General features: G+C 70.6%; 18 protein-coding genes and 1 tRNA gene. 7 read left to right on the top strand and 12 right to left on the bottom strand.

Translation table 11 applies throughout. The features are described from left to right. Positions 1 to 389 precede the first annotated feature (389 nt). Positions 390 to 1,163, top strand: coding sequence for a response regulator transcription factor (locus tag IE207_RS23650; RefSeq protein WP_229873922.1), 774 nt, complete (start codon positions 390 to 392; stop codon positions 1,161 to 1,163). Here IE207_RS23650 and IE207_RS23645 read toward each other — a convergent pair. Continuing rightward, positions 1,122 to 1,619: a MarR family winged helix-turn-helix transcriptional regulator gene (locus tag IE207_RS23645; protein WP_136213571.1), complete on the bottom strand. Its 498-nt coding sequence runs from the start codon at positions 1,617 to 1,619 to the stop codon at positions 1,122 to 1,124. The two genes, IE207_RS23650 and IE207_RS23645, sit on opposite strands and share 42 nt — an antisense overlap. 176 nt (positions 1,620 to 1,795) lie before the next feature. On the opposite strand from IE207_RS23645, the gene IE207_RS23640 reads away from it, so the two are divergent. Together IE207_RS23640 and IE207_RS23635 are read left to right on the top strand one after the other, a co-directional pair. After that, on the top strand, positions 1,796 to 2,653 hold the full coding sequence (locus IE207_RS23640; RefSeq protein ID WP_190186297.1) for a trans-aconitate 2-methyltransferase: 858 nt from the start codon (positions 1,796 to 1,798) through the stop codon (positions 2,651 to 2,653). A 1-nt stretch (position 2,654) separates the two neighbouring features. Beyond that, positions 2,655 to 3,017 carry a VOC family protein gene (locus tag IE207_RS23635; RefSeq protein ID WP_190186296.1) on the top strand — a complete coding sequence of 121 codons (363 nt, stop codon included), beginning with the start codon at positions 2,655 to 2,657 and terminating at the stop codon, positions 3,015 to 3,017. A gap of 65 nt (positions 3,018 to 3,082) precedes the next feature. On the opposite strand, the gene IE207_RS23630 is transcribed toward IE207_RS23635, so the two are convergent. The 3 genes from IE207_RS23630 to IE207_RS23620 form a co-directional block, all read right to left on the bottom strand. Further along, on the bottom strand, positions 3,083 to 4,876 hold the full coding sequence (locus IE207_RS23630; RefSeq protein WP_190186295.1) for an FG-GAP repeat domain-containing protein: 1,794 nt from the start codon (positions 4,874 to 4,876) through the stop codon (positions 3,083 to 3,085). A 196-nt stretch (positions 4,877 to 5,072) separates the two neighbouring features. Next, positions 5,073 to 5,750, bottom strand: coding sequence for a TetR/AcrR family transcriptional regulator (locus tag IE207_RS23625; RefSeq protein WP_190186294.1), 678 nt, complete (start codon positions 5,748 to 5,750; stop codon positions 5,073 to 5,075). Further along, the gene (locus tag IE207_RS23620; protein WP_190186293.1) at positions 5,747 to 6,721 is read right to left on the bottom strand and encodes an acyl-CoA desaturase; all 975 of its coding nucleotides are present in this window, start codon (positions 6,719 to 6,721) and stop codon (positions 5,747 to 5,749) included. The genes IE207_RS23625 and IE207_RS23620 overlap by 4 nt, the downstream gene beginning before the upstream one ends. A gap of 387 nt (positions 6,722 to 7,108) precedes the next feature. On the opposite strand from IE207_RS23620, the gene ppc reads away from it, so the two are divergent. Beyond that, positions 7,109 to 9,802, top strand: a complete 2,694-nt coding sequence (gene ppc, locus IE207_RS23615) for a phosphoenolpyruvate carboxylase (protein ID WP_190186449.1) — start codon at positions 7,109 to 7,111, stop codon at positions 9,800 to 9,802. A 73-nt stretch (positions 9,803 to 9,875) separates the two neighbouring features. Here the strand turns inward: ppc and pth are convergent, their stop codons facing one another. From pth to IE207_RS23585, 6 genes are all read right to left on the bottom strand, one after another. Beyond that, complete coding sequence (gene pth, locus IE207_RS23610; RefSeq protein ID WP_190186292.1) at positions 9,876 to 10,466, bottom strand: aminoacyl-tRNA hydrolase; 591 nt, start codon at positions 10,464 to 10,466, stop codon at positions 9,876 to 9,878. Between the two features lie 110 nt (positions 10,467 to 10,576). After that, positions 10,577 to 11,164, bottom strand: a complete 588-nt coding sequence (locus IE207_RS23605) for a 50S ribosomal protein L25/general stress protein Ctc (protein ID WP_190186291.1) — start codon at positions 11,162 to 11,164, stop codon at positions 10,577 to 10,579. A 193-nt stretch (positions 11,165 to 11,357) separates the two neighbouring features. Beyond that, on the bottom strand, positions 11,358 to 12,335 hold the full coding sequence (locus IE207_RS23600; RefSeq protein ID WP_136213578.1) for a ribose-phosphate diphosphokinase: 978 nt from the start codon (positions 12,333 to 12,335) through the stop codon (positions 11,358 to 11,360). A 145-nt stretch (positions 12,336 to 12,480) separates the two neighbouring features. Next, a complete protein-coding gene (gene glmU, locus IE207_RS23595) occupies positions 12,481 to 13,929 on the bottom strand; it encodes a bifunctional UDP-N-acetylglucosamine diphosphorylase/glucosamine-1-phosphate N-acetyltransferase GlmU (RefSeq protein WP_190186290.1) in 1,449 nt (482 codons plus the stop codon). A gap of 109 nt (positions 13,930 to 14,038) precedes the next feature. Then, positions 14,039 to 14,110, bottom strand: a tRNA-Gln gene (locus IE207_RS23590). Positions 14,111 to 14,122: 12 nt separating this feature from the next. Beyond that, the gene (locus IE207_RS23585; protein ID WP_229873921.1) at positions 14,123 to 14,986 is read right to left on the bottom strand and encodes a hypothetical protein; all 864 of its coding nucleotides are present in this window, start codon (positions 14,984 to 14,986) and stop codon (positions 14,123 to 14,125) included. Between the two features lie 131 nt (positions 14,987 to 15,117). Here IE207_RS23585 and IE207_RS23580 point away from each other — a divergent pair, with 131 nt between their 5' ends. Further along, complete coding sequence (locus tag IE207_RS23580; protein WP_190186288.1) at positions 15,118 to 16,374, top strand: sensor histidine kinase; 1,257 nt, start codon at positions 15,118 to 15,120, stop codon at positions 16,372 to 16,374. Here IE207_RS23580 and IE207_RS23575 read toward each other — a convergent pair. Both IE207_RS23575 and IE207_RS23570 read right to left on the bottom strand, forming a co-directional pair. Continuing rightward, positions 16,371 to 16,877: an SUKH-3 domain-containing protein gene (locus IE207_RS23575; RefSeq protein WP_190186287.1), complete on the bottom strand. Its 507-nt coding sequence runs from the start codon at positions 16,875 to 16,877 to the stop codon at positions 16,371 to 16,373. The genes IE207_RS23580 and IE207_RS23575 overlap by 4 nt on opposite strands. A gap of 5 nt (positions 16,878 to 16,882) precedes the next feature. Further along, positions 16,883 to 17,452 (bottom strand): YwqJ-related putative deaminase, encoded by a 570-nt coding sequence (locus IE207_RS23570; RefSeq protein WP_190186286.1) that lies wholly within the window; start codon positions 17,450 to 17,452, stop codon positions 16,883 to 16,885. Positions 17,453 to 17,682: 230 nt separating this feature from the next. Between IE207_RS23570 and IE207_RS23565 the strand changes: the two genes are divergently transcribed. Together IE207_RS23565 and IE207_RS23560 are read left to right on the top strand one after the other, a co-directional pair. Beyond that, complete coding sequence (locus IE207_RS23565) at positions 17,683 to 18,678, top strand: SMI1/KNR4 family protein (protein ID WP_190186285.1); 996 nt, start codon at positions 17,683 to 17,685, stop codon at positions 18,676 to 18,678. Positions 18,679 to 18,685: 7 nt separating this feature from the next. Then, a partial coding sequence (locus IE207_RS23560) for an SUKH-4 family immunity protein (protein ID WP_506004950.1) occupies positions 18,686 to 19,623 on the top strand: 938 nt, incomplete at its 3' end.

Below are 19,623 nucleotides of genomic sequence, written 5' to 3'. Positions count from 1 at the left end.
GGGCGCCCTGCGCGGGCGCCCGGCGTGCGTACGCCGGGTGAACCGCCCCCCGTGCAACTGCCCGTGGCACGCCCCGGGCCCCGGACCGTCCGCCGGGTCACGCGGATAGGTGAATTCCGGCCACCCCAAGGGCGGTTCGGGGCCTCCGCGTCGCAAAATCCCTCGAAAAACTTCCGCTATTCGGCCAACCGCCGGAGCCCGGCCGCTCTACGCTGATGCGTGACACCGGTGGGGGCCGGTGTTGATTCAGGGGTCGAGATACGCCGGGTACGGCGTCCGCTCCGGGGTAGTGCAGAGATGTCTCGGCGGCGGCCGCGGCTGCTGCGGATCACCACCCGGTCCGGGCGCCGTACCCGCCGTCGTCCGTTCCCCGACCCGTGGGGGTTTTCGTGGTTCGTATCCGCGTTCTCGTCGTCGACGATCACCGCATCTTCGCCGAATCTCTCGCGGCCGCGCTCGCGGCCGAGCCGGACGTGGACGTGTCCGCGGCCGGCAGTGCTCCCGCCGCCGCGCGCTGCCTCGAACGCGCCGCGGCCGAGGGCCGCCGCTTCGACGTCATGCTCGTCGACGCCGACCTGGGCGCTGCCGCGGGGACCGTACCCGTACAGCGCGCACCGGGCTCCGCACCACCGCCCGCGCCCCCCGGCGCGGACGGGATCGCGCTGGTCGCGAGCGTGCGCACGGCGCATCCGGGGGTGCGTACGGTGGTCCTCGCCGAACGTGACGACCCCCGCCGGGCCGCGCTCGCGCTCCAGGCGGGGGCCTCCGGCTGGGTCGCCAAGGACTGTTCGCTCTCGCGGCTGCTGGCCGTCATCAGAGGCGTCCTGCGGGAGGAGACCCACCTGCCGCCCGCCCTGCTGACCGGGGTCCTGCGGGAGCTGACCGCGGCGCGCAAGCACCGTACGGACAGCGAACGGCTGGTGGAGTCGCTGACGCCGCGCGAGCACGAGGTGCTGCGCTGCATGGTGGCCGGACTGGGCCGCAAGGACGTGGCGGCGCGGCTGTTCCTGTCCCCGCACACCGTCCGCACCCACATGCAGAACGTCCTGGGCAAGCTCGGGGTGCACTCCACGCTCGCGGCGGTGGCACTGGCCCGGCGGGCCGGGGTGCGGCCGGCGGAGCTAGCCGGGGATGTTGTCGAACGGAGCGGTCAGCCTGCGTAGCAGCGCCGCGAGGTCACCGCGCTGGCCCTGGGAGAGCTGGGCGAGGATGGCGCGTTCCTGCGCCAGCAGCCCGGCCAGGGACTGGTCGGCGCGGTCGCGGCCCTCGGGGGTCAGCCGGACCAGTACGCCGCGCCGGTCGCTGGGGTCGGGAAGCCGCTCGACCAGGCCCTTCTTCGCGAGCCGGTCGATGCGGTTGGTCATGGTGCCGGAGGTGACCAGCGTCTGGGTCAGCAGCTGGCCGGGGGAGAGCTGGTACGGCGCGCCGGCGCGGCGCAGCGAGGTGAGGACGTCGAACTCCCAGGGCTCCAGGCCGTGCTCGGAGAAGGCCAGCCTGCGGGCGCGGTCGAGGTGGCGGGCGAGCCGGCTCACCCGGCTCAGTACCTCGAGCGGTTCAACGTCGAGGTCAGGGCGTTCTCGCCGCCATGCCGCGACCAGTCGGTCGACCTCGTCCTCCATGCCGATCAGTGTAAGGGGTCTGTCGACGTGAAGTCTCTTCAATTCAAGGATCTCAGGAACTGGACATCTCGATATCGAGTATCTTGACATCAAGATATATATTCGGCCAGGATGGGAATGGAGGGGGCCGGATGGCTTCCGCTTCCAACCGCCCCATCAGCAGGGAGGCTTCGCACATGCACTCCGATACCGCCTCGGCCCCGACGCCCGTGGTCACCGCTTCCGCGGCGCCCGTCTGGGACCCCCAGCAGTACCTCCGGCACGCCGGGCACCGTACGCGCCCCTTTCTCGACCTGCTGACTCGCATACCCGAGCTCCCCACCACCCCCGCGCGCATCGCCGACCTCGGCTGCGGCCCCGGCAACGTCACCGCGCTGCTCGCCGACCGCTGGCCCCAGGCCCGTATCACCGGCTTCGACCTCTCCCCCGAGATGCTCCGCCGCGCCACCCAGGACCACGCCGGCCCCACCCCCGGCGGCGGACACCTGGACTTCGGGCACGCCGACCTCGCCGACTGGCACCCGGAGGAGTCCTACGACCTGATCGTCTCCAACGCCGCCCTCCAGTGGGTGCCGAACCATCCCGGCTCCTTCGCCGCCTGGATCACCGCACTGCGGCCCGGCGGCACCTTCGCCTTCCAGATCCCCGGCAACTTCACCGCGCCCAGCCACCGGATGCTCGCCGACCTCTGCGACGCCCCCCGCTGGCGCGACCGCCTCGCCGGCCACGGCGCGCGCTACGTCCACATCCTCGAACCCGCCGAGTACCTGGCCCGCTTCACCGAACTCGGCTGCGCCGTCGACGTCTGGGAAACCACCTACCACCAACTGCTGGCGGGGCCGGACCCGGTGCTCGACTGGGTCAAGGGCACCGCCCTGCGGCCCGTCCTCACCGAACTCGGCGACGACAAGGAGGCCGTCGACCGCTTCCTCGCCGAGTACCGCGAAGCCCTGCGCGCCGCCTACCCGCCGGGCCCCCGCGGCACCGTGTTCCCCTTCCGCCGCATCTTCGCCGTCGCCCGCAAGGAGGCCTGACGTGCTCACGGCACTCGACCACGTCCAGCTCGCCGCGCCGCCCGGCTCCGAAGACCTGCTGCGCCGCTACTACGCCGACGCCCTCGGCATGACCGAACTACCCAAACCGCCCGCCCTCGCCGCCCGCGGCGGCTGCTGGTTCGCAGCCGGGCCCGTACAGCTCCACCTCGGCATCGAGGACGACTTCCGGCCCGCGATCAAAGCCCACCCGGGCCTGCGCGTCACCGGCATCGAGGCCTACGCCGGCCGGCTCCGCGACCACGGCGCCGACGTCCACTGGGACACCGGCCTCCCCGGCCACAAGCGCTTCTTCTCCCACGACCCCGTCGGCAACCGCCTCGAATTCCTCGAACCCACCACCTGAGCGAACGACGGCGCCCCGCCACCGGAGTTCCGGTGACGGGGCGCCGTGGCGTGGTGCCGGCAGGGCTAGCCGATGCTGCGGTAGCTCATGTTGCCGCGGAACATGACCTGCGGGGTGAGGACCTCGCTGCCGAAGAGGCTGTGGCCGCCTTCCATGCGGAACGCGTTGCCGCCGGCGTCGACGAGCACCAGGTCGGCCTTGCCGTCGCCGGTGAGGTCGCCGGGCGACACGACGTCCTTGTAGCCCCCCATGAAGGCGTAGACCTGCCAGCGGGTGCCGAACGGTGCGGCGGCCTTGCCGGTGCCCGGGTGGAAGTAGAGGCCGCCGCTGTTGTCGATGCCGACCAGGTCCGCGTAGCCGTCACCGTTGAAGTCACCGGAGGCGAGCTGCTTGTACTGGCCCCAGCCGCCGCCGACGTTCACCGGGGCGGCGAAGGCGTTGCCGGTGCCGTTGCCCTGGTGGACGTACAGGTTGCCCCAGATGTCGCGGGTCAGCAGGTCGCCCTTGCCGTCGCCGGAGACGTCGCCGCCGCCGAGGACCGCGTTGGTGACGCCCCACCAGTCGCCGGCGATGCTCTGGTTCGTGGTGCGGTTGGTCAGACCCCACTGGTTGAACTGGAACTTGTGGCCCCAGCCGGTCTTGTCCAGGCCGCTGACGACGACCAGCTTGGAGCCGTCGTCCGGCCAGACGAAGTCCCCGGACTTGCGCGGCTCGAAGAGCGTGCCGTCGCTCTTGGCGTCGTACGACCAGTACTGGCCGCCGGCGTCGATCGTGCCGACGTTGTGCTTGCCGTAGACCGGAGTGATGCCCGCACCGAGGAAGAGCTCGGTGCTCTTCCAGTTCGAGCCGCAGTTGTACTGCTGGCTGAACAGGCCGTTGCCCTCGGAGAAGTGGCAGAACAGGTCACCGGTGGGGGTGACGCCCATCATGTCGGCCTTGCCGTCGCCGTCGATGTCGTCGGCGGCGATGATCTGCGTGTATCCGGTCCAGCCGGAGGCGATCTGGGTCCGCCACTCGAACGGGCTGGCGCCGTTGCCGGTGCCCTTGTGGAGGAACAGCTCACCCGTGTACGTGCGGCCCAGGACGTCCGCGTCGCCGTCGCCGTCGATGTCGCTCAGGCCGACGATCTGGTCGTACTGGTTCCAGCCGCCGCTGACCTTCACCGCGGCTGCGAACGGGCTGGCGAGGTTGCCGGTGCTCTTGTAGTAGTACAGGTCACCGGCGGGCGTGCGGGCGAGGACGTCGGGGCGTCCGTCCTTGTTCAGGTCGCCCGCCGCGATGACGCGGTTGTACATCTGCCAGCCGGAGCCGGTCCAGGTCGGCGCACCGGCGTAGCCGCCCGAGGTCTCGCGGAGCTGGAGCTTGCCGTCGAAGGTGAGCGTGAGGATCTCGGGGTTCCAGCTGCCGCCGACGTTGCCGAGGGCGATGATGTCCTTGACCGTCTCGGTGTCGTCGCCCTGGATGCGGAAGGCGGTGGCGGGGTTGCCCGCCGGAGCGCTGGTCGCGAAGGCGCCGGCCCAGCCGCGCGTGTCACGGAAGACCAGGTCGCTGAAGCCGTCGCCGTCCAGGTCCAGGCGAGGCTGGGCGACGTTGCCCGCGGCAGCGGCGGCGACGCCCTGCGGAGCGGCCGCGCGAGCGCCCTGGTTCGCGGACTTGGCCTTCGGCGCCACCACGCCGGGTGCCGGGGCGGCGGCGTGCGGGACGGCGGCCTTCGGGCTGGTCGATGCCTTGGCCGCGGCGGGCGCCGGGCGGTCCGAGGTCTTGCCGGCAGCGGTCGCCTGGCCTACGGAGAGCAGGGTGCCCGCGGAGAGGGCGAGAGCGGTGCAGGCCGCGATGCGGCCGAGGCGCGAAGAGCGCAAGTGGGTTCCCCAGTGACTCGCAGTGGAACCGGGTGGTCGTCACGACGGTCGTGGGCGCAGCCCGAGAACGGCACTGGGCGTCGGTCGTACTTTCCCCCCGGAAGTGGACCCCACGGTACCGGCGCGTTTCACGAGGTCAAAGTAGTTTTCCGTACAACCTTTCGAGCCCTTGGCGGTCGAGCGGCTGACGGTCCCGTCAGCTCCTGCGGTGGCCGACCAGGCGGGGGCGGGCCTCCAGGTTCTCCAGGCCGTGCCAGGCCAGGTTGACCAGGTGCGCCGCCACCTCCGCCTTCTTCGGGCGCCGCGTCTCCAGCCACCACTGGCCCGTCAGCGCCACCATCCCCACCAGTGCCTGCGCGTACAGCGGAGCCAGCTTCGGGTCGAAACCGCGGGCCTTGAACTCCAGGCCCAAGATGTCCTCCACCTGCGTGGCGATGTCGCTGATCAGCGACGCGAACGTACCCGTCGACTGCGCCACCGGCGAATCCCGCACCAGAATGCGGAACCCGTCCGTATAGCTCTCGATGTAATCCAGCAGCGCGAAAGCCGCCTGCTCCAGCAGCTCCCGCGGATGCCCGGCCGTCAGCGCGCCCGTCACCCCGTCCAGCAGCTGTCGCATCTCGCGGTCGACGACCACCGCGTACAGGCCTTCCTTGCCCCCGAAGTGCTCGTACACCACCGGCTTCGACACCCCGGCCTTCGCCGCGATCTCCTCCACCGACGTGCCCTCGAAGCCCTTCTCGGCGAACAGCGCCCGGCCGATGTCCAGCAGCTGCTGACGTCGCTCCGCCCCCGTCATCCGCACGCGGCGACCACGCCGGGGCTTGTCACCGCTGGTACTACTGCTGCCGTCGATCGCCACGTCCCCCATCATGCCGCGTTCGAAGGCATTTCCTTGCGCCGGGCAGCGATGCGGGCTTCCGACGGCCACCGCACGTCCGAAGCCCACCCCAGCTGTTCGAACCAGCGGATCAGCCGCGCACTGGAATCGACCTGCCCGCGCAGTACACCGTGGCGCGCCGACGTCGGCTCCGCGTGGTGGAGGTTGTGCCAGGACTCGCCGCACGACAGCACCGCCAGCCACCACACGTTCCCCGAGCGGTCCCGCGACTTGAACGGACGGTTGCCCACCGCGTGGCAGATCGAATTGATCGACCACGTCACGTGGTGCAATAGCGCGACCCGCACCAGCGAACCCCAGAAGAACGCCGTGAAGGCCCCCCACCACGACATCGTGACCAGACCCCCGACCAGCGGCGGGATCGCCAGCGACAGCACCGTCCAGTACACGAAGTCCCGTGAGATCCGCCGGATCGCCGGGTCCTTGATCAGGTCGGGCGCGTACTTCGCCTGGTTCGTCTGCTCCTCGTCGAACAGCCATCCGATGTGTGCCCACCACAGCCCCTTCATCAGCGCCGGGACCGTCTCGCCGAACCGCCACGGCGAGTGCGGGTCGCCTTCGTGATCGGAGAACTTGTGGTGCTTGCGGTGATCCGCCACCCACCGCACCAGCGGCCCCTCCACCGCCATCGAGCCCATCACCGCCAGCACGATCCGCAGCGGCCGCTTCGCCTTGAAGGAACCGTGCGTGAAATAGCGGTGGAAACCGATCGTGATGCCGTGGCACGCCAGGAAGTACATGAACACCATCAGGCCGACGTCCAGCCAGCTCACCCCCCACCCCCACGCCAGCGGGATCGCCCCCAGCAGCGCCACGAAGGGGACGGTGATGAACAAGAGCAACGCGATCTGCTCGACGGACCGCTTGCTCTCGCCTCCGCGCGTCGCGGACGGCCCACTCGTCGGGGACGGCGCCGAAGCGCCGTCGATCAGGTCGTCGGTCATGGTCACAGTGGATCCCCTGGGGGGTGAGGAGACGGGGGAGCGCATGATCACGGACCCTACGGTCCCGTAACCTACGGCAACGTAAGTATGGCAAAGCTCCCGCTCGCGGCAAGAGGAGCACGCCCGCCGGGCGCAGCAGGCCCGCGCTGCCGTCACACGAGCACCGGCCACCTATCCTGGTCACGTCGGACAGCGCGGTCCGCACGGGCAGCCCGGGCTGCGCAGCGGCACCGCCGCGCCCGCCCCGGGAGCCCACCGCCCAGTAGCGCTCGAACACTGCAAGGAGCCGCACCTGTGAGCAGTGCTGACCAGGCCTCCCAGGCCCCCGTCACCCAGGCCCCGGCCACCAAGGCCACCCTCACGCAGGCCGCCACCGCCAACGCGGAACTGCGAGCCGACATCCGCCGCCTCGGCGACCTCCTCGGTGAGACCCTCGTACGCCAGGAAGGCCAGGACCTCCTCGACCTCGTCGAACGCGTCCGCGCCCTCACCCGCACCGACGGCGAAGCCGCCGCCCGGCTCCTCGGCGACACCGACCTGGAAACCGCCGCCAAGCTCGTCCGCGCCTTCTCCACCTACTTCCACCTCGCCAACGTCACCGAACAGGTACACCGCGGCAAGGAACTGCGCGCCCACCGGGCCGCCGAAGGCGGCCTCCTCGCCCGGACCGCCGACATGCTCAAGGACGCCGATCCCGCACACCTGCGCGAAACGGTCAAGAACCTCAACGTGCGGCCCGTCTTCACCGCCCACCCCACCGAAGCGGCCCGCCGCAGCGTCCTCAACAAGCTGCGCCGCATCGCCGCGCTCCTCGAAGAGCCCGCCACGGGCGCCGGCGAGCGCCGCCGCCACGACCTGCGGCTCGCCGAGAACATCGACCTCGTCTGGCAGACCGACGAACTGCGCGTCGTGCGTCCCGAACCCGCCGACGAAGCCCGCAACGCCATCTACTACCTCGACGAGCTGCACGCCGGCGCCGTGGGCGACGTACTCGAAGACCTCGCCGCCGAGCTCCAGCGCGTCGGCGTCGAACTGCCCCCCGGCACCCGCCCCCTCACCTTCGGCACCTGGATCGGCGGCGACCGCGACGGCAACCCCAACGTCACCCCCGACGTCACCCGCGACGTCCTGATCCTCCAGCACGAACACGGCATCACCGACGCCCTCGCCGCCATCGACGAACTGCGCGGACTGCTGTCCAACTCCATCCGCTACACCGGGGCCACCGAGGAACTCCTCACCTCCCTCCAGACCGATCTCGAACGCCTGCCCGAGATCAGCCCCCGGTACAAGCGCCTCAACGCGGAAGAGCCCTACCGCCTCAAGGCGACCTGCGTCCGCCAGAAGCTCCTCAACACCCGCGAACGCCTCGCCGGCGGCACCCCCCACCAGGACGGCCGCGACTACCTCGGCACCGCCGAACTCCTCGCCGACCTCACCCTCATCCAGACCTCCCTGCGCGAGCACCGCGCGGTCCTCTTCGCCGACGGCCGCATGGACCGCACCATCCGCACGCTGGCCGCCTTCGGCCTCCAGCTCGCCACCATGGACGTCCGCGAACATGCCGACGCCCACCACCACGCCCTCGGCCAGCTCTTCGACCGCCTCGGCGAGGAATCCTGGCGCTACGCCGACATGCCCCGCGACTACCGCGGCAAGCTCCTCGCCAAGGAACTGCGCTCCCGCCGCCCCCTCGCCCCCACCCCCGCGCCCCTCGACGCCGCCGGCGCCAAGACCCTCGGTGTCTTCTTCGCCATCAAGGACGCCTTCGAGAAGTTCGGCCCCGAAGTCATCGAGTCCTACATCATCTCGATGTGCCAGGGCGCCGACGACGTCTTCGCCGCCGCCGTCCTCGCCCGCGAAGCCGGCCTCATCGACCTCCACGCCGGCTGGGCCAAGATCGGAATCGTTCCGCTCCTGGAGACCACCGACGAGCTCAAGGCCGCCGACGTCATCCTCGACGCCATGCTCGCCGACCCCTCCTACCGCCGTCTGGTCTCCCTGCGCGGCGACGTCCAGGAGGTCATGCTCGGCTACTCCGACTCCTCCAAGTTCGGCGGCATCACCACCAGCCAGTGGGAGATCCACCGCGCCCAGCGCCGCCTGCGCGACGTCGCCCACCGCTACGGCGTCCGCCTGCGCCTGTTCCACGGCCGCGGCGGCACCGTCGGCCGCGGCGGCGGCCCCTCCCACGACGCGATCCTCGCCCAGCCCTGGGGCACCCTCGAAGGCGAGATCAAGGTCACCGAACAGGGCGAGGTCATCTCCGACAAGTACCTCGTACCGTCCCTCGCCCGCGAGAACCTCGAACTGACGGTCGCCGCGACCCTCCAGGCCTCCGCCCTGCACACCGCCCCCCGCCAGTCCCACGACGACCTCGCCCGCTGGGACGCGGCCATGGACACCGTCTCCGACGCCGCGCACGCCGCCTACCGCGCCCTCGTCGAAGACCCCGACCTCCCGGCCTACTTCTTCGCCGCCACCCCCGTCGACCAGCTCGCCGACCTCCACCTCGGCTCCCGGCCCTCCCGCCGCCCCGACTCCGGCGCCGGACTCGACGGCCTGCGCGCCATCCCGTGGGTCTTCGGCTGGACCCAGTCCCGCCAGATCGTCCCCGGCTGGTACGGCGTCGGCTCCGGCCTCAAGGCCCTGCGCGAAGCCGGCCAGGACGACGCCCTCGCCGAAATGGGCGAGCGCTGGCACTTCTTCCGCAACTTCCTGTCCAACGTCGAGATGACCCTCGCCAAGACGGACCTGCGGATCGCCCGCCACTACGTCGACACCCTCGTCCCCGACCACCTCAAGCACGTCTTCGACCGCATCCAGGCCGAACACGAACTCACCGTCCGCGAGGTCCTGCGCATCACCGGCGGGGAGAAGCTCCTCGACTCCCACCCCGTCCTCCAGCAGACCTTCGCCGTCCGCGACGCCTACCTCGACCCCATCTCCTACCTCCAGGTCTCCCTCCTCGCCCGCCAGCGCGCCGCCGCCGAACGCGGCGAAGAACCCGACCCGCTCCTCGGCCGCGCCCTCCTCCTCACCGTCAACGGCGTCGCCGCCGGCCTGCGCAACACCGGCTGACCGGCACCGGGCAAGCCGGAAGGGGGTCTGCCCGTGCCGACTGGCACGGGCAGACCCCCTTCCGCACGTTCCGCTACGCGTTGTACGCCGACTGCGCCCGCTCCAGACCCTCCTGGACCAGGCACTCCACCGCATCCGCCGACCGGTCCACGAACCAGTCCAGCTCCTTGCGCTCCGTGGACGAAAAGTCCTTCAACACGAAGTCCGCCACCTGCATCCGGCCCGGCGGCCGCCCGATACCGCACCGCACCCGGTGGTAATCCGGCCCCATCGCCTTCGTCATCGACTTCAACCCGTTGTGCCCGTTGTCACCGCCACCGAGCTTCAACCGGAGCGTCGGATAGTCGATGTCCAGCTCGTCGTGGACCGCGACGATCCGCTCCAGCGGCACCTTGTAGAAGTCCCGCAACGCCGACACCGGGCCACCCGACAGGTTCATGAACGACATCGGCTTCGCCAGCACCACCCGCCGGTTCGCCGGCCCCGGAGAACCGATCCGGCCCTCCACCACCTGCGCCCGCGCCTTGTGCGCCTTGAACTTCCCGCGCATCCGCTCCGCCAACAGGTCCACCACCATGAACCCGATGTTGTGGCGGTTGCCCGCGTACTCCGCCCCGGGATTCCCGAGACCGACGATCAGCCAGGGCGCCGCGTCGTCCGACATCAAAAGCTCCTTCAAGTGCCTGGAACGAAGACGACCGCCGTCCCGCTCCAGTGGAGCCGGACGGCGGTCGTTCAGCAAGTGCTGCGAATGCTGAGGGGGAGAGGCGGAACTCAGGCCTCGGAGCCCTCGGCGTCGGCCTCGGCGGCCGGCTCCTCGGCCTGCGGGGCGACGACCTGCAGGACGGCGATGTCACCGTCGACGGCCAGCGTGGTGCCCTTCGGCAGGACCAGGTCGGACGCGTGAATGGTCGCGCCGGCCTCCAGGCCCGCGATGGAGACGGTGACCTCGGTCGGGATGTGCGTGGCCTCGGCCTCGACGGAGATGGTGTTCTGGAGGGTCTCCAGCATGTTGCCGCCCGGGGCCAGCTCGCCCTCGGTGACGATCGCGACGTCGACGGTGACCTTCTCGCCCTTCTTGACGATCAGGAAGTCGACGTGCGAGACCGAGCGCTTCAGCGGGTGCTTCTGCACGGCCTTCGGGATGACCAGCTCGGTGCCGCCGTCCTTGATGTCCAGGGAGATCAGGACGTTCGGGGTGCGCAGCGCCAGCTGAAGGGCGTGGGCGTCGACGTTGACGTGCTTCGGGTCGGTGCCGTGGCCGTAGATGACGGCGGGGGTCAGGGCGTCGCGACGGGCCTGACGGGCAGCGCCCTTGCCGAAGTCGGTGCGGGACTCGGCGGAAAGCTTGACCTCGGACATGCTCACTCCTCGTGGGGTGACGGAAAAAGGACGACGGTCACCCGGCCGAAACGGCCTGCTACGAAGAGCGCGTCGATAACGGAGCATCCGCACCCGAAAACAGGTACGGCCTCCCTCGCCGAGCAACTCGAAGAGTCTACCCGGCCGGGAGGCCACACCCAAAAGGATCAGCGGGCCGGCCCGCCGACCGCTGCTACTGCTGCTCTTCGAACAGGCTCGTGACCGAACCGTCCTCGAAGACCTCGCGCACCGCACGCGCGATCATCGGGGCGATCGACAGCACCGTGATCTTGTCCAGTTCCAGGTCCGAGGGGTCCGGCAGCGTGTTCGTGAACACGAACTCGCTGACCTTCGAGTTCTTGAGCCGGTCGGCCGCAGGACCCGACAGGATGCCGTGCGTCGCCGTCACGATGACGTCCTCCGCACCGTGCGCGAACAGCGCGTCGGCCGCGGCGCAGATCGTGCCACCCGTGTCGATCATGTCGTCCACCAGGACGCAGACCCGGCCCTTGACCTCACCCACGACCTCGTGGACGGTCACCTGGTTCGCCACGTCCTTGTCGCGGCGCTTGTGCACGATCGCCAGCGGCGCGTCCAGACGGTCACACCAGCGGTCCGCCACGCGCACCCGGCCCGCGTCCGGGGACACGATCGTCAGCTTCGACCGGTCCACCTTCGCGCCCACGTAGTCCGCGAGGACCGTCAGCGCCGACAGGTGGTCCACCGGACCGTCGAAGAAGCCCTGGATCTGGTCCGTGTGCAGGTCCACCGTGAGGATCCGGTCCGCACCAGCCGTCTTGAGCAGGTCCGCCACCAGACGCGCCGAGATCGGCTCGCGACCCTTGTGCTTCTTGTCCTGACGGGCGTACCCGTACGACGGCACGATCACCGTGATGGAACGCGCCGAAGCACGCTTCAACGCGTCGATCATGATCAGCTGCTCCATGATCCACTTGTTGATCGGAGCCGTGTGGCTCTGGATCAGGAAGCAGTCCGCACCACGCGCCGACTCCTGGAACCGAACGTAGATCTCACCGTTCGCGAAGTCGAAAGCCTTCGTCGGCACCAGAGCGACGCCCAACTGGTGCGCGACCTCCTCGGCCAGCTCGGGGTGGGCGCGGCCGGAGAAGAGCATCAGCTTCTTCTCGCCGGTCGTCTTGATCCCGGTCACAGCACAGTCTCCTCAGACGTGTTGAAAGCTGCTCGCCCCCGTGTGCGTCCGTCCCGCACACGGTGAGCCAGCCGAATTGCGTGCACCTATCACGGTACGCCGTCGCCGACGCACCTGTTTCCGGTCAGTTCACCCGGACGGCCCCTCAACGCGGCCCCGAGTCCTCCCCGACCGCCGACTCGGCCGCCGCGGCAGCGGCGCTCCCCGGACGCTTGCGAGCCACCCAGCCCTCGATATTCCGCTGCTGGCCACGGGCAACGGCCAGCGCACCCGGCGGCACGTCCTTCGTGATCACCGATCCGGCCGCCGTGTAAGCACCGTCCCCGACCGTGACGGGAGCCACAAACATGTTGTCCGAACCCGTCTTGCAGTGTGAACCGATCGTCGTGTGGTGCTTGTGCTCACCGTCGTAGTTCACGAAGACGCTCGCCGCACCGATGTTGGAGTACTCGCCGATCGTCGCGTCCCCGACGTACGACAGGTGCGGCACCTTCGTGCCCTCACCGATCGTCGCGTTCTTCATCTCCACGTACGTGCCGGCCTTGGCCTTCGCACCGAGAACCGTCCCCGGCCGCAAGTACGCGAACGGGCCCACACTCGCCGACTCCCCGACCACCGCGGAAACCGCGACCGTGTTGTCCACCCGCGCCCCCGCGCCGACCCGCGTGTCCGTCAGCCGGGTGTTCGGACCGACCTCGGCCCCCTCGGCGACATGCGTGCTCCCCAGCAACTGCGTACCCGGGTGGACCACCGCGTCCTGCCCGAAGGTCACCGTCACGTCCACGAACGTGCTCGCGGGGTCGACCACGGTCACCCCGGCGAGCATCGCGCGCTCCAGCAGCCGCGCGTTCAGCAGCGCCCGGGCCTCCGCCAGCTGCACCCGGTTGTTGATCCCGAGGATCTGCCGGTGGTCCGTGCCCACGGCCGCGCCCACGCGGTGCCCGCTCTCGCGCAGGATGCCGAGGACGTCGGTCAGGTACTCCTCGCCCTGGCTGTTGTCGGTACGGACCTTGCCGAGCGCGTCGCTCAACAGCGCCCCGTCGAACGCGAAGACACCGGAGTTGATCTCACGGATCGCACGCTGGGCGTCGGTGGCGTCCTTGTGCTCGACGATGGCCGTCACGGCGCCGGTCGCCGAGTCCCGGACGATCCGCCCGTAGCCGGTCGAGTCGGGGACCTCGGCGGTCAGCACGGTGACGGCGTTGCCGTCGGCCTCGTGCGTGTGCGCGAGCCGGCGGAGCGTCTCGCCGGTCAGCAGCGGGGTGTCGCCGCAGACGACCACCACGGTGCCGGTGATCTCTCCGCCGAGCTCTTCGAGGGCCATCCGGACGGCGTGCCCGGTGCCGTTCTGCTCGTACTGGACGGCGGTGCGGACACCCGGGTCGATCTCGGCGAGGTGCGCGGAGACCTTCTCGCGGGCGTGGCCGACGACGACCACGAGGTGCGCGGGGTCCAGCTCGCGCGAGGCGGCGACGACGTGGCCGACGAGCGAGCGCCCGGCGATCTCGTGCAGAACCTTGGGAGTGGCCGACTTCATGCGGGTGCCTTCACCCGCTGCGAGTACGACGACGGCTGCCGGGCGGGTTGCGCTCACGGGTGTGCCCTTCGGCTTCGGGGGTGGACCCGTGAAGGATACCGGTGGGCCGGGAGCCGGAAACGAGGCCGGGTCCCGACCGCGGAGGTCGGGACCCGAACTTGTATTGCTCCCCTGCCAGGACTCGAACCCGGACATAGGACTCCAAAGGTCCCAGTGCTGCCGATTACACCACAGGGGATGGTAAACCCGACTAAATCGGACATTCGCTTCTATTGATCGAGTCGACGGCACCTACTATGCCGCACCAAGTGCCCTCAATGCGACGGTACAAGTCGCAGCTCGCGGACACACGGACGATCAGGCATCCACGGTAGTCGGTTCCGGTGTTCTTCCGGACGGTCTTGGGGTTGTGTTTCTTGAGCGTGGTCTTCTGCAGCTGCGCCCGCCGCACCCCGACGAAGTCCGCCCAGTACAGCTCCGCGCCGGCCGCGTCCGCCGTCTCGTGGATCATCACCCGGAAGCGCAGTCGCTCACGGCTGACGCCGACGAGGTTCAACCAGGCGATGTAGACGCGGATGACGCCGGGGTCACTGTTGATGAACGTCACGGTCTCGCTCCGTCGATATGTCTTGCTCTTGCTGCCCTCGGCCCAATAGAGCGCCGCGCCGACCAAGAAGAGTTCCCTGTCGCTCAGGCTGCCGACCGCTGCTCTTGCGGCGTCGATCGAGGCGTTGCGCGCGGCCTCCCGGCGTGGACCCTCGAAGGCCCAGCGTTTCAGGGCGGCGTCGCGGCCCTGCTCCTCGGGTGTGCGGTGATCCACCTTGGGAAGGTCGCGGACCCAGAGGGAGATGGAGCTCTTGGAGCAGCCCAGCTCGGTCCGGATCTGGTCGTACGTGAGGCCTTTGAGACGGAGCTCGCGGGCTCGATCGCGGAGGTCGTCCTTGGCGTTCGGGCGGCGGGTCCACTCCGGGGCCGGCTCCCCGTGCAGTAAGCGGTTCAGGATCTCGCCGTTGAAGACTTGTAGGCGGTCGCGGATCTCGCGGCGGCTGAGGCCTTCGCGTCGGAGGGCCACGGCCCGGGTGCGGAGACCCTCGAAGTCGGCGTATTTGCTCATGGACCCAGGTTCGTCCGGAATGCGGGATTCAGGTCTCGGCACGCGGCGCATTCAGTCGTACGTGCGATTACCGGCGGTTTCCCGGAAAATTCCGCCGGGGCGTGGTGGGGGCGCTGCGTACGCTGGACGGCATGACCAGTACGGGGGAAGAGCAAGGCCGCGCTGGGCCGCCTTTGTGGTGGGAGCGGCGGCGGGACGTCGTGTGGGACGTGGGGATCGGGGCGGTGTCCGCCCTGGAGTGTGCGTGGGAGGGGGTGGGTTTCGCCCGCGAGGCCGGGGTGCCGGTCGTGTTGGGGGTGCTGTTCGGGTTCGTGGTGGGGGCCACGCTCGTGCTGCGGCGGCGTTGGCCGGTGGCCGTGGTGCTGGTGTCGATCGCGGTGACGCCGGCGGTGATGGGGTTCCTGCTCGGGGTGGTGGGGCTGTACACGCTGGCCGCGTGCGAGGTGCCCCGGCGGGTCACGGCGACGGTGGCTTCGATGTCGCTCGTCGCGACGCTGGTGGTGATGTACGTGCGGACCGACGACGAGGCGGGGGTGACGCAGACCCTGCTGATCTCGCTGTCGGTGTTCGTGGCGGTGGCGCTGACGGTGCCGCCGGTGCTGCTCGGCATGTACGTGGGCGCGCGGCGCCGGCTGATGGAGAGCCTGCACGAGCGGGCGGACTCGCTGGAGCGGGAGTTGTCGCTGCTGGCGGAGCGGGCCGAGGAGCGGGCCGAGTGGGCGCGTACGGAGGAGCGGACGCGGATCGCGCGGGAGATGCACGACGTGGTGGCGCACCGGGTGTCGTTGATGGTGGTGCACGCGGCGGCGTTGCAGGCGGTGGCGGTGAAGGATCCGGTGAAGGCGGCGCGGAACGCGGCGTTGGTGGGGGACATGGGCCGGCAGGCGTTGACGGAGCTGCGGGAGATGCTCGGGGTGTTGCGGGCCCCGGCCCCGGCGGTGCCGAAGCCGGTGGCGGTTGCGGTGCCGGCGCCGGTTGTGGAGGAGGGGCCGTCGCTGGCGGAGCTGGAGGTGCTGGTGGGGCAGTCGCGGGCGGCGGGGATGGTGGTACGGCTCGATGTGCGCGGGGAGCGGCCGGGGTATGCGGCTGAGGTGGAGCAGACGGCGTACCGGGTGGTGCAGGAGGCGTTGACCAACTGCCACAAGCACGCACCGGGTGCGGAGGTCGTGGTGCGGCTGGCTCACCGGGAGGGTGAGGTGGCGATGCAGGTGGAGAACGGGCCGTGTGACGGTGATGCGGGTGGCGCGGGCCTGCCCAGTGGCGGGAACGGTCTGGTGGGGATGCGGGAGCGGGTGCTGGGGCTGGGCGGGGTGTTCGTGGCGGGGCCGACGGAGTCGGGCGGGTTCCGGGTGTCGGCCGTGCTGCCGTGTGCGTCCGTGCAGGCTTAGCCGGTGGTGAGGCGGGTGGGCTGGAGGCCGGTGAGCAGGAGGGTGAGGGCCTCGTCGAGGGACGCGCCGAGGTACCAGTCGCCGGTGTGGTCGATGCCGTAGACGCGGCCCTCGCGGTCGATGGCGAGGTGGGAGCCGGTGTCGGCGTCGGTGCCGAGGGGACTGAGCTCGGTGGAGAGGGCGCGGCCGAGGTCGGCGAAGGTGCGGGCGAGGTGGAGGCCGGTGAGGGGGTCGAGGCGTACGGGGGTGGGGGCTATCTGGCGGCCGGGCCCGGCCGCGGTGATGGTGAGGCCGCCGAATTCGGCCCAGGCTTCGACGGCTGCCGGGAAGACGGTGTGGCGGTGTCCGGCGGGGGTGGTGTGATCGCGGAGGGCGTCGGCCCAGTATTCGGCCTGCTTGATGTCCCAGCGGCCGGGTTCCCATCCGGCGGTGCGCAGGGCGGCGTCGACGGCGGTGGGGAAGCGGGTGGCTGAGGAGCGGTCGTAGGACGCGGAGGTGGTCATGGCGGCTACTCGGTGTGGGAGAGGTCGACGGGGCGTACGCCGAAGTGGGCGAGGAGGGCTTGGCAGGAGCGGCAGGGGGGCGCGTAGGTGCCGTGGAGGGGGTCGCCGTCTTCGCGGATGTGGCGGGCGGTGATCTTGCCGTGCTTCAGGGAGCGGCGGGCTTCGCTCGCGGTGAGGGGCTTGCGGGAGGCGCGTCTGCTGCGGGCGGCTTCGGCGGCGGTGATGTGGCGGGAGAGGAGTATCGCCTCGGGACATCGGCCGGTGAAGCGTTCGCGCTGGCTGCTGGTGAGCGTGTCGAGGTAGTCCTGGACGAGCGGGTGCAGGGCGGGGGGCTGGTCGGCTTTGCCGGCGGTGCCGGTGAGGGTTTCGCCGCGTACGGAGAGGGCTGCGGCGATGGTGGGCAGGATGCCGTCGCGGCGGAAGCGCAGGACGGGGACGGTGCGGCCGTCCGTGGTGCTCCAGCGCAGGCGCGGGTCGCCGGTGCCGGTGGTGCCGATGGTGCCGGTTGTGCTGGTGGTGGCGGCGGTGGTGGGTGCCGGTCCGGCGTGGTCCGCGCGTGTTGCCGTGTGCTGCATGGTCGCTCTTCCCTCCCGTGGCGGCGGTGGTGGGCCGCTGTCGCGCACGCCCCCGTGCTGAGGGGACAGCCTGTCAAATGTCCCGTGTGGTGTGGAAGCGGGGTCGAATTTTCGTATCAATTCGGATGTTGCGGGCCGCGGTGTGGGTGGGCGGCCGGCGGGCGGCTGCCGCTCTTGCGGGAGCACATAGGCTGTGGTGAACCAGCCAGATCCAGCAGGGGGCTACCGCCATGACGACAGGTCGGCTCGGGCAGCAGGCCCCGCCACCCAACGCCGCTTATTCGGGGCAGGTCGTGCATTTTCCGGACCCGGTCCGGGCTGCCCGGCATCCTCACGGTGTCCGGATGAGTGGTGAGGGGCATCCCGATTTCTCTCCGTACGCGCGGGCGGCGGTGGAGATCGCGGAGCCGCCGGAGGGCTTCGGTGTGGACGAGCTGCGTCTGACGGACTACGTGTCCGCGAATGCGGCGATGCGCGCGGTGGGTCACGAGCTGTGGGACACGGTCGGTGCGGTGGCGACTCCGCACGGCTGGACGTGGCACCACGTGTCGGGTTCGCGCCGGTTGGAGTTGGTTCCGGTCGAGGTGAAGGCGTTGCTGCGCCACCATGCGGGGCTGGCGACGGCGCCGGTGGACCACGAAAAGCGCGGGACGCGGCCCTTGCAGGAGGTGCGTCCGGTGCACCTGGGTCTGCCGAAGTCGGTGGTGTCGGTGTCGGAGCGGCAGGTGCAGGGCGTCGAGGAGGACCTCGGGTACCGGCTGCCGGAGGCGTACCGCTCGTTCCTCAAGGCGGCCGGAGGCTGTGCGCCGGTGGGTACCGGGCTGGACGTGGAGCTGGGCCTGCTGGTGGACCAGCCGTTCTTCACGGTGCGTGAGGAGGCGGCGGTCAACGACCTGGTGTACGTCAACAAGTGTCTGCGGGACCACCTGACGAAGGACTACCTGTGCGTGGCTTTCGCGCAGGGCGGGTTGCTCGCGGTGAAGGTGAAGGGTGAGGGGATCGGTTCCGTGTGGTTCTCTCCCTACGACGATGGACGGGACCGGGACGGCTGGTCGGTGCAGGAGCGCGTGGAGCGGCTGTTGCTGCCGTGCGGTGCTGATTTCGACGCCTTTCTGGAGCGGTTGGCGGGCAATCCGCCGGAGTTGGAGACGGTGGCCGGTCTGATGGTGGACGGCGGATTCGCACGCTCGGTTCCCGTTGCGGGTGCCGCTCCGGTGGAGGGGTGACGGCGCGGTGGTGACGTTTGCGCAGGCGCAGGAGCGCGCCGAGGAGTGGATCAACGGGGATGTGCCCGGGTACCAGCACCGTGAGGTGCGGGTGCGGGAGTTCGGGCTGGGCTTCGTGGTGTGGGCGGAGGACCGTGCGGCGGGTCCGGTGTCCGGTGGTGGGCGGCAGCGGCTGGTCATCGCGCGGGACAGCGGGGAGGTGACGCTGTGGCCGGGGTTGCCGGTGGGTGAGGTGATCCGGCGGTACGAGGAGGAGTACGGGGCGGCGCCGGCGCCGGTGGCGGAGGCTTCGGTTCCGTCGCCGCGGATCGACTCGGAACAGACGTCCTTCATGTTGAGTCCGCCGGAGTGGTTGCAGGAGGCAGCGGACCGTGCGGGGATCCCCCGCAAGGAGGCCTCCGAGGCCGGCGGCGTTCCTTCGGACGCGGTCGCGTCCCGCAGCGGGGCCGAGGTGCCGTACGAGCCGACCGCCGATGACGGGGTGCCGGTGGGGGCGACGCCGTGGGCGGGGACGGATGTGAATTCCGGCGCCGACGAGCCGTCGGTGCCGTTGCCCGCGACGGTGTTCGCGCCGCCGCTGTCGGGGTCGGACGCGGAGGAGGGTGCGGCGGCGTCCTCTTCGGGGGTGGCCCCGGAGGCGAAGACGACGTTGATGTCCGGGGGCAGCCAGCTGCCGAGGACGGCGATAGCGCCGGCGTTGGGGGAGGGTGCCGGGAGCATCGCCGACGCGCCGACGAGCAAGGCGCGGGTGCGGCCGGGGGTTTCCAGGGCAGCGGCCGGTGAGCCGGCTGACGTGCCGTCCGCGCCTCCTGCGCCTGGTGCGCGGCCGGGGGCTTCTGGTGCGCCGGGTGGTGGGCTTGATCACGCTGCGACGATGTTGGCCGGGCCTGCTGTGGTGGGGCCGCCGGCTCCGCCCGGTCCGCCGCCGGTTCCTGGTGTGCCTGC

Origin of the sequence: Streptomyces cirratus, from assembly GCF_014650775.1 — a bacterium.
GTDB classification, from domain to species: domain Bacteria; phylum Actinomycetota; class Actinomycetes; order Streptomycetales; family Streptomycetaceae; genus Streptomyces; species Streptomyces cirratus.
The sequence above is the reverse complement of the archived record's forward strand: the minus strand, read 5'-3'. Positions and strand labels throughout refer to the sequence as shown.

Coding starts and splice junctions, on each gene's coding strand:
- IE207_RS23605 (WP_190186291.1), bottom strand. CDS start 11,164: ATGTCCGAGGTCAAGCTTTCCGCCGAGTCCCGCACCGACTTCGGCAAG.
- IE207_RS23625 (WP_190186294.1), bottom strand. CDS start 5,750: ATGATGGGGGACGTGGCGATCGACGGCAGCAGTAGTACCAGCGGTGAC.
- IE207_RS23645 (WP_136213571.1), bottom strand. CDS start 1,619: ATGGAGGACGAGGTCGACCGACTGGTCGCGGCATGGCGGCGAGAACGC.
- IE207_RS23620 (WP_190186293.1), bottom strand. CDS start 6,721: ATGACCGACGACCTGATCGACGGCGCTTCGGCGCCGTCCCCGACGAGT.
- IE207_RS23585 (WP_229873921.1), bottom strand. CDS start 14,986: ATGAGCAAATACGCCGACTTCGAGGGTCTCCGCACCCGGGCCGTGGCC.
- IE207_RS23570 (WP_190186286.1), bottom strand. CDS start 17,452: ATGCAGCACACGGCAACACGCGCGGACCACGCCGGACCGGCACCCACC.
- IE207_RS23580 (WP_190186288.1), top strand. CDS start 15,118: ATGACCAGTACGGGGGAAGAGCAAGGCCGCGCTGGGCCGCCTTTGTGG.
- IE207_RS23575 (WP_190186287.1), bottom strand. CDS start 16,877: ATGACCACCTCCGCGTCCTACGACCGCTCCTCAGCCACCCGCTTCCCC.
- pth (WP_190186292.1), bottom strand. CDS start 10,466: ATGTCGGACGACGCGGCGCCCTGGCTGATCGTCGGTCTCGGGAATCCC.
- IE207_RS23640 (WP_190186297.1), top strand. CDS start 1,796: ATGCACTCCGATACCGCCTCGGCCCCGACGCCCGTGGTCACCGCTTCC.
- IE207_RS23565 (WP_190186285.1), top strand. CDS start 17,683: ATGACGACAGGTCGGCTCGGGCAGCAGGCCCCGCCACCCAACGCCGCT.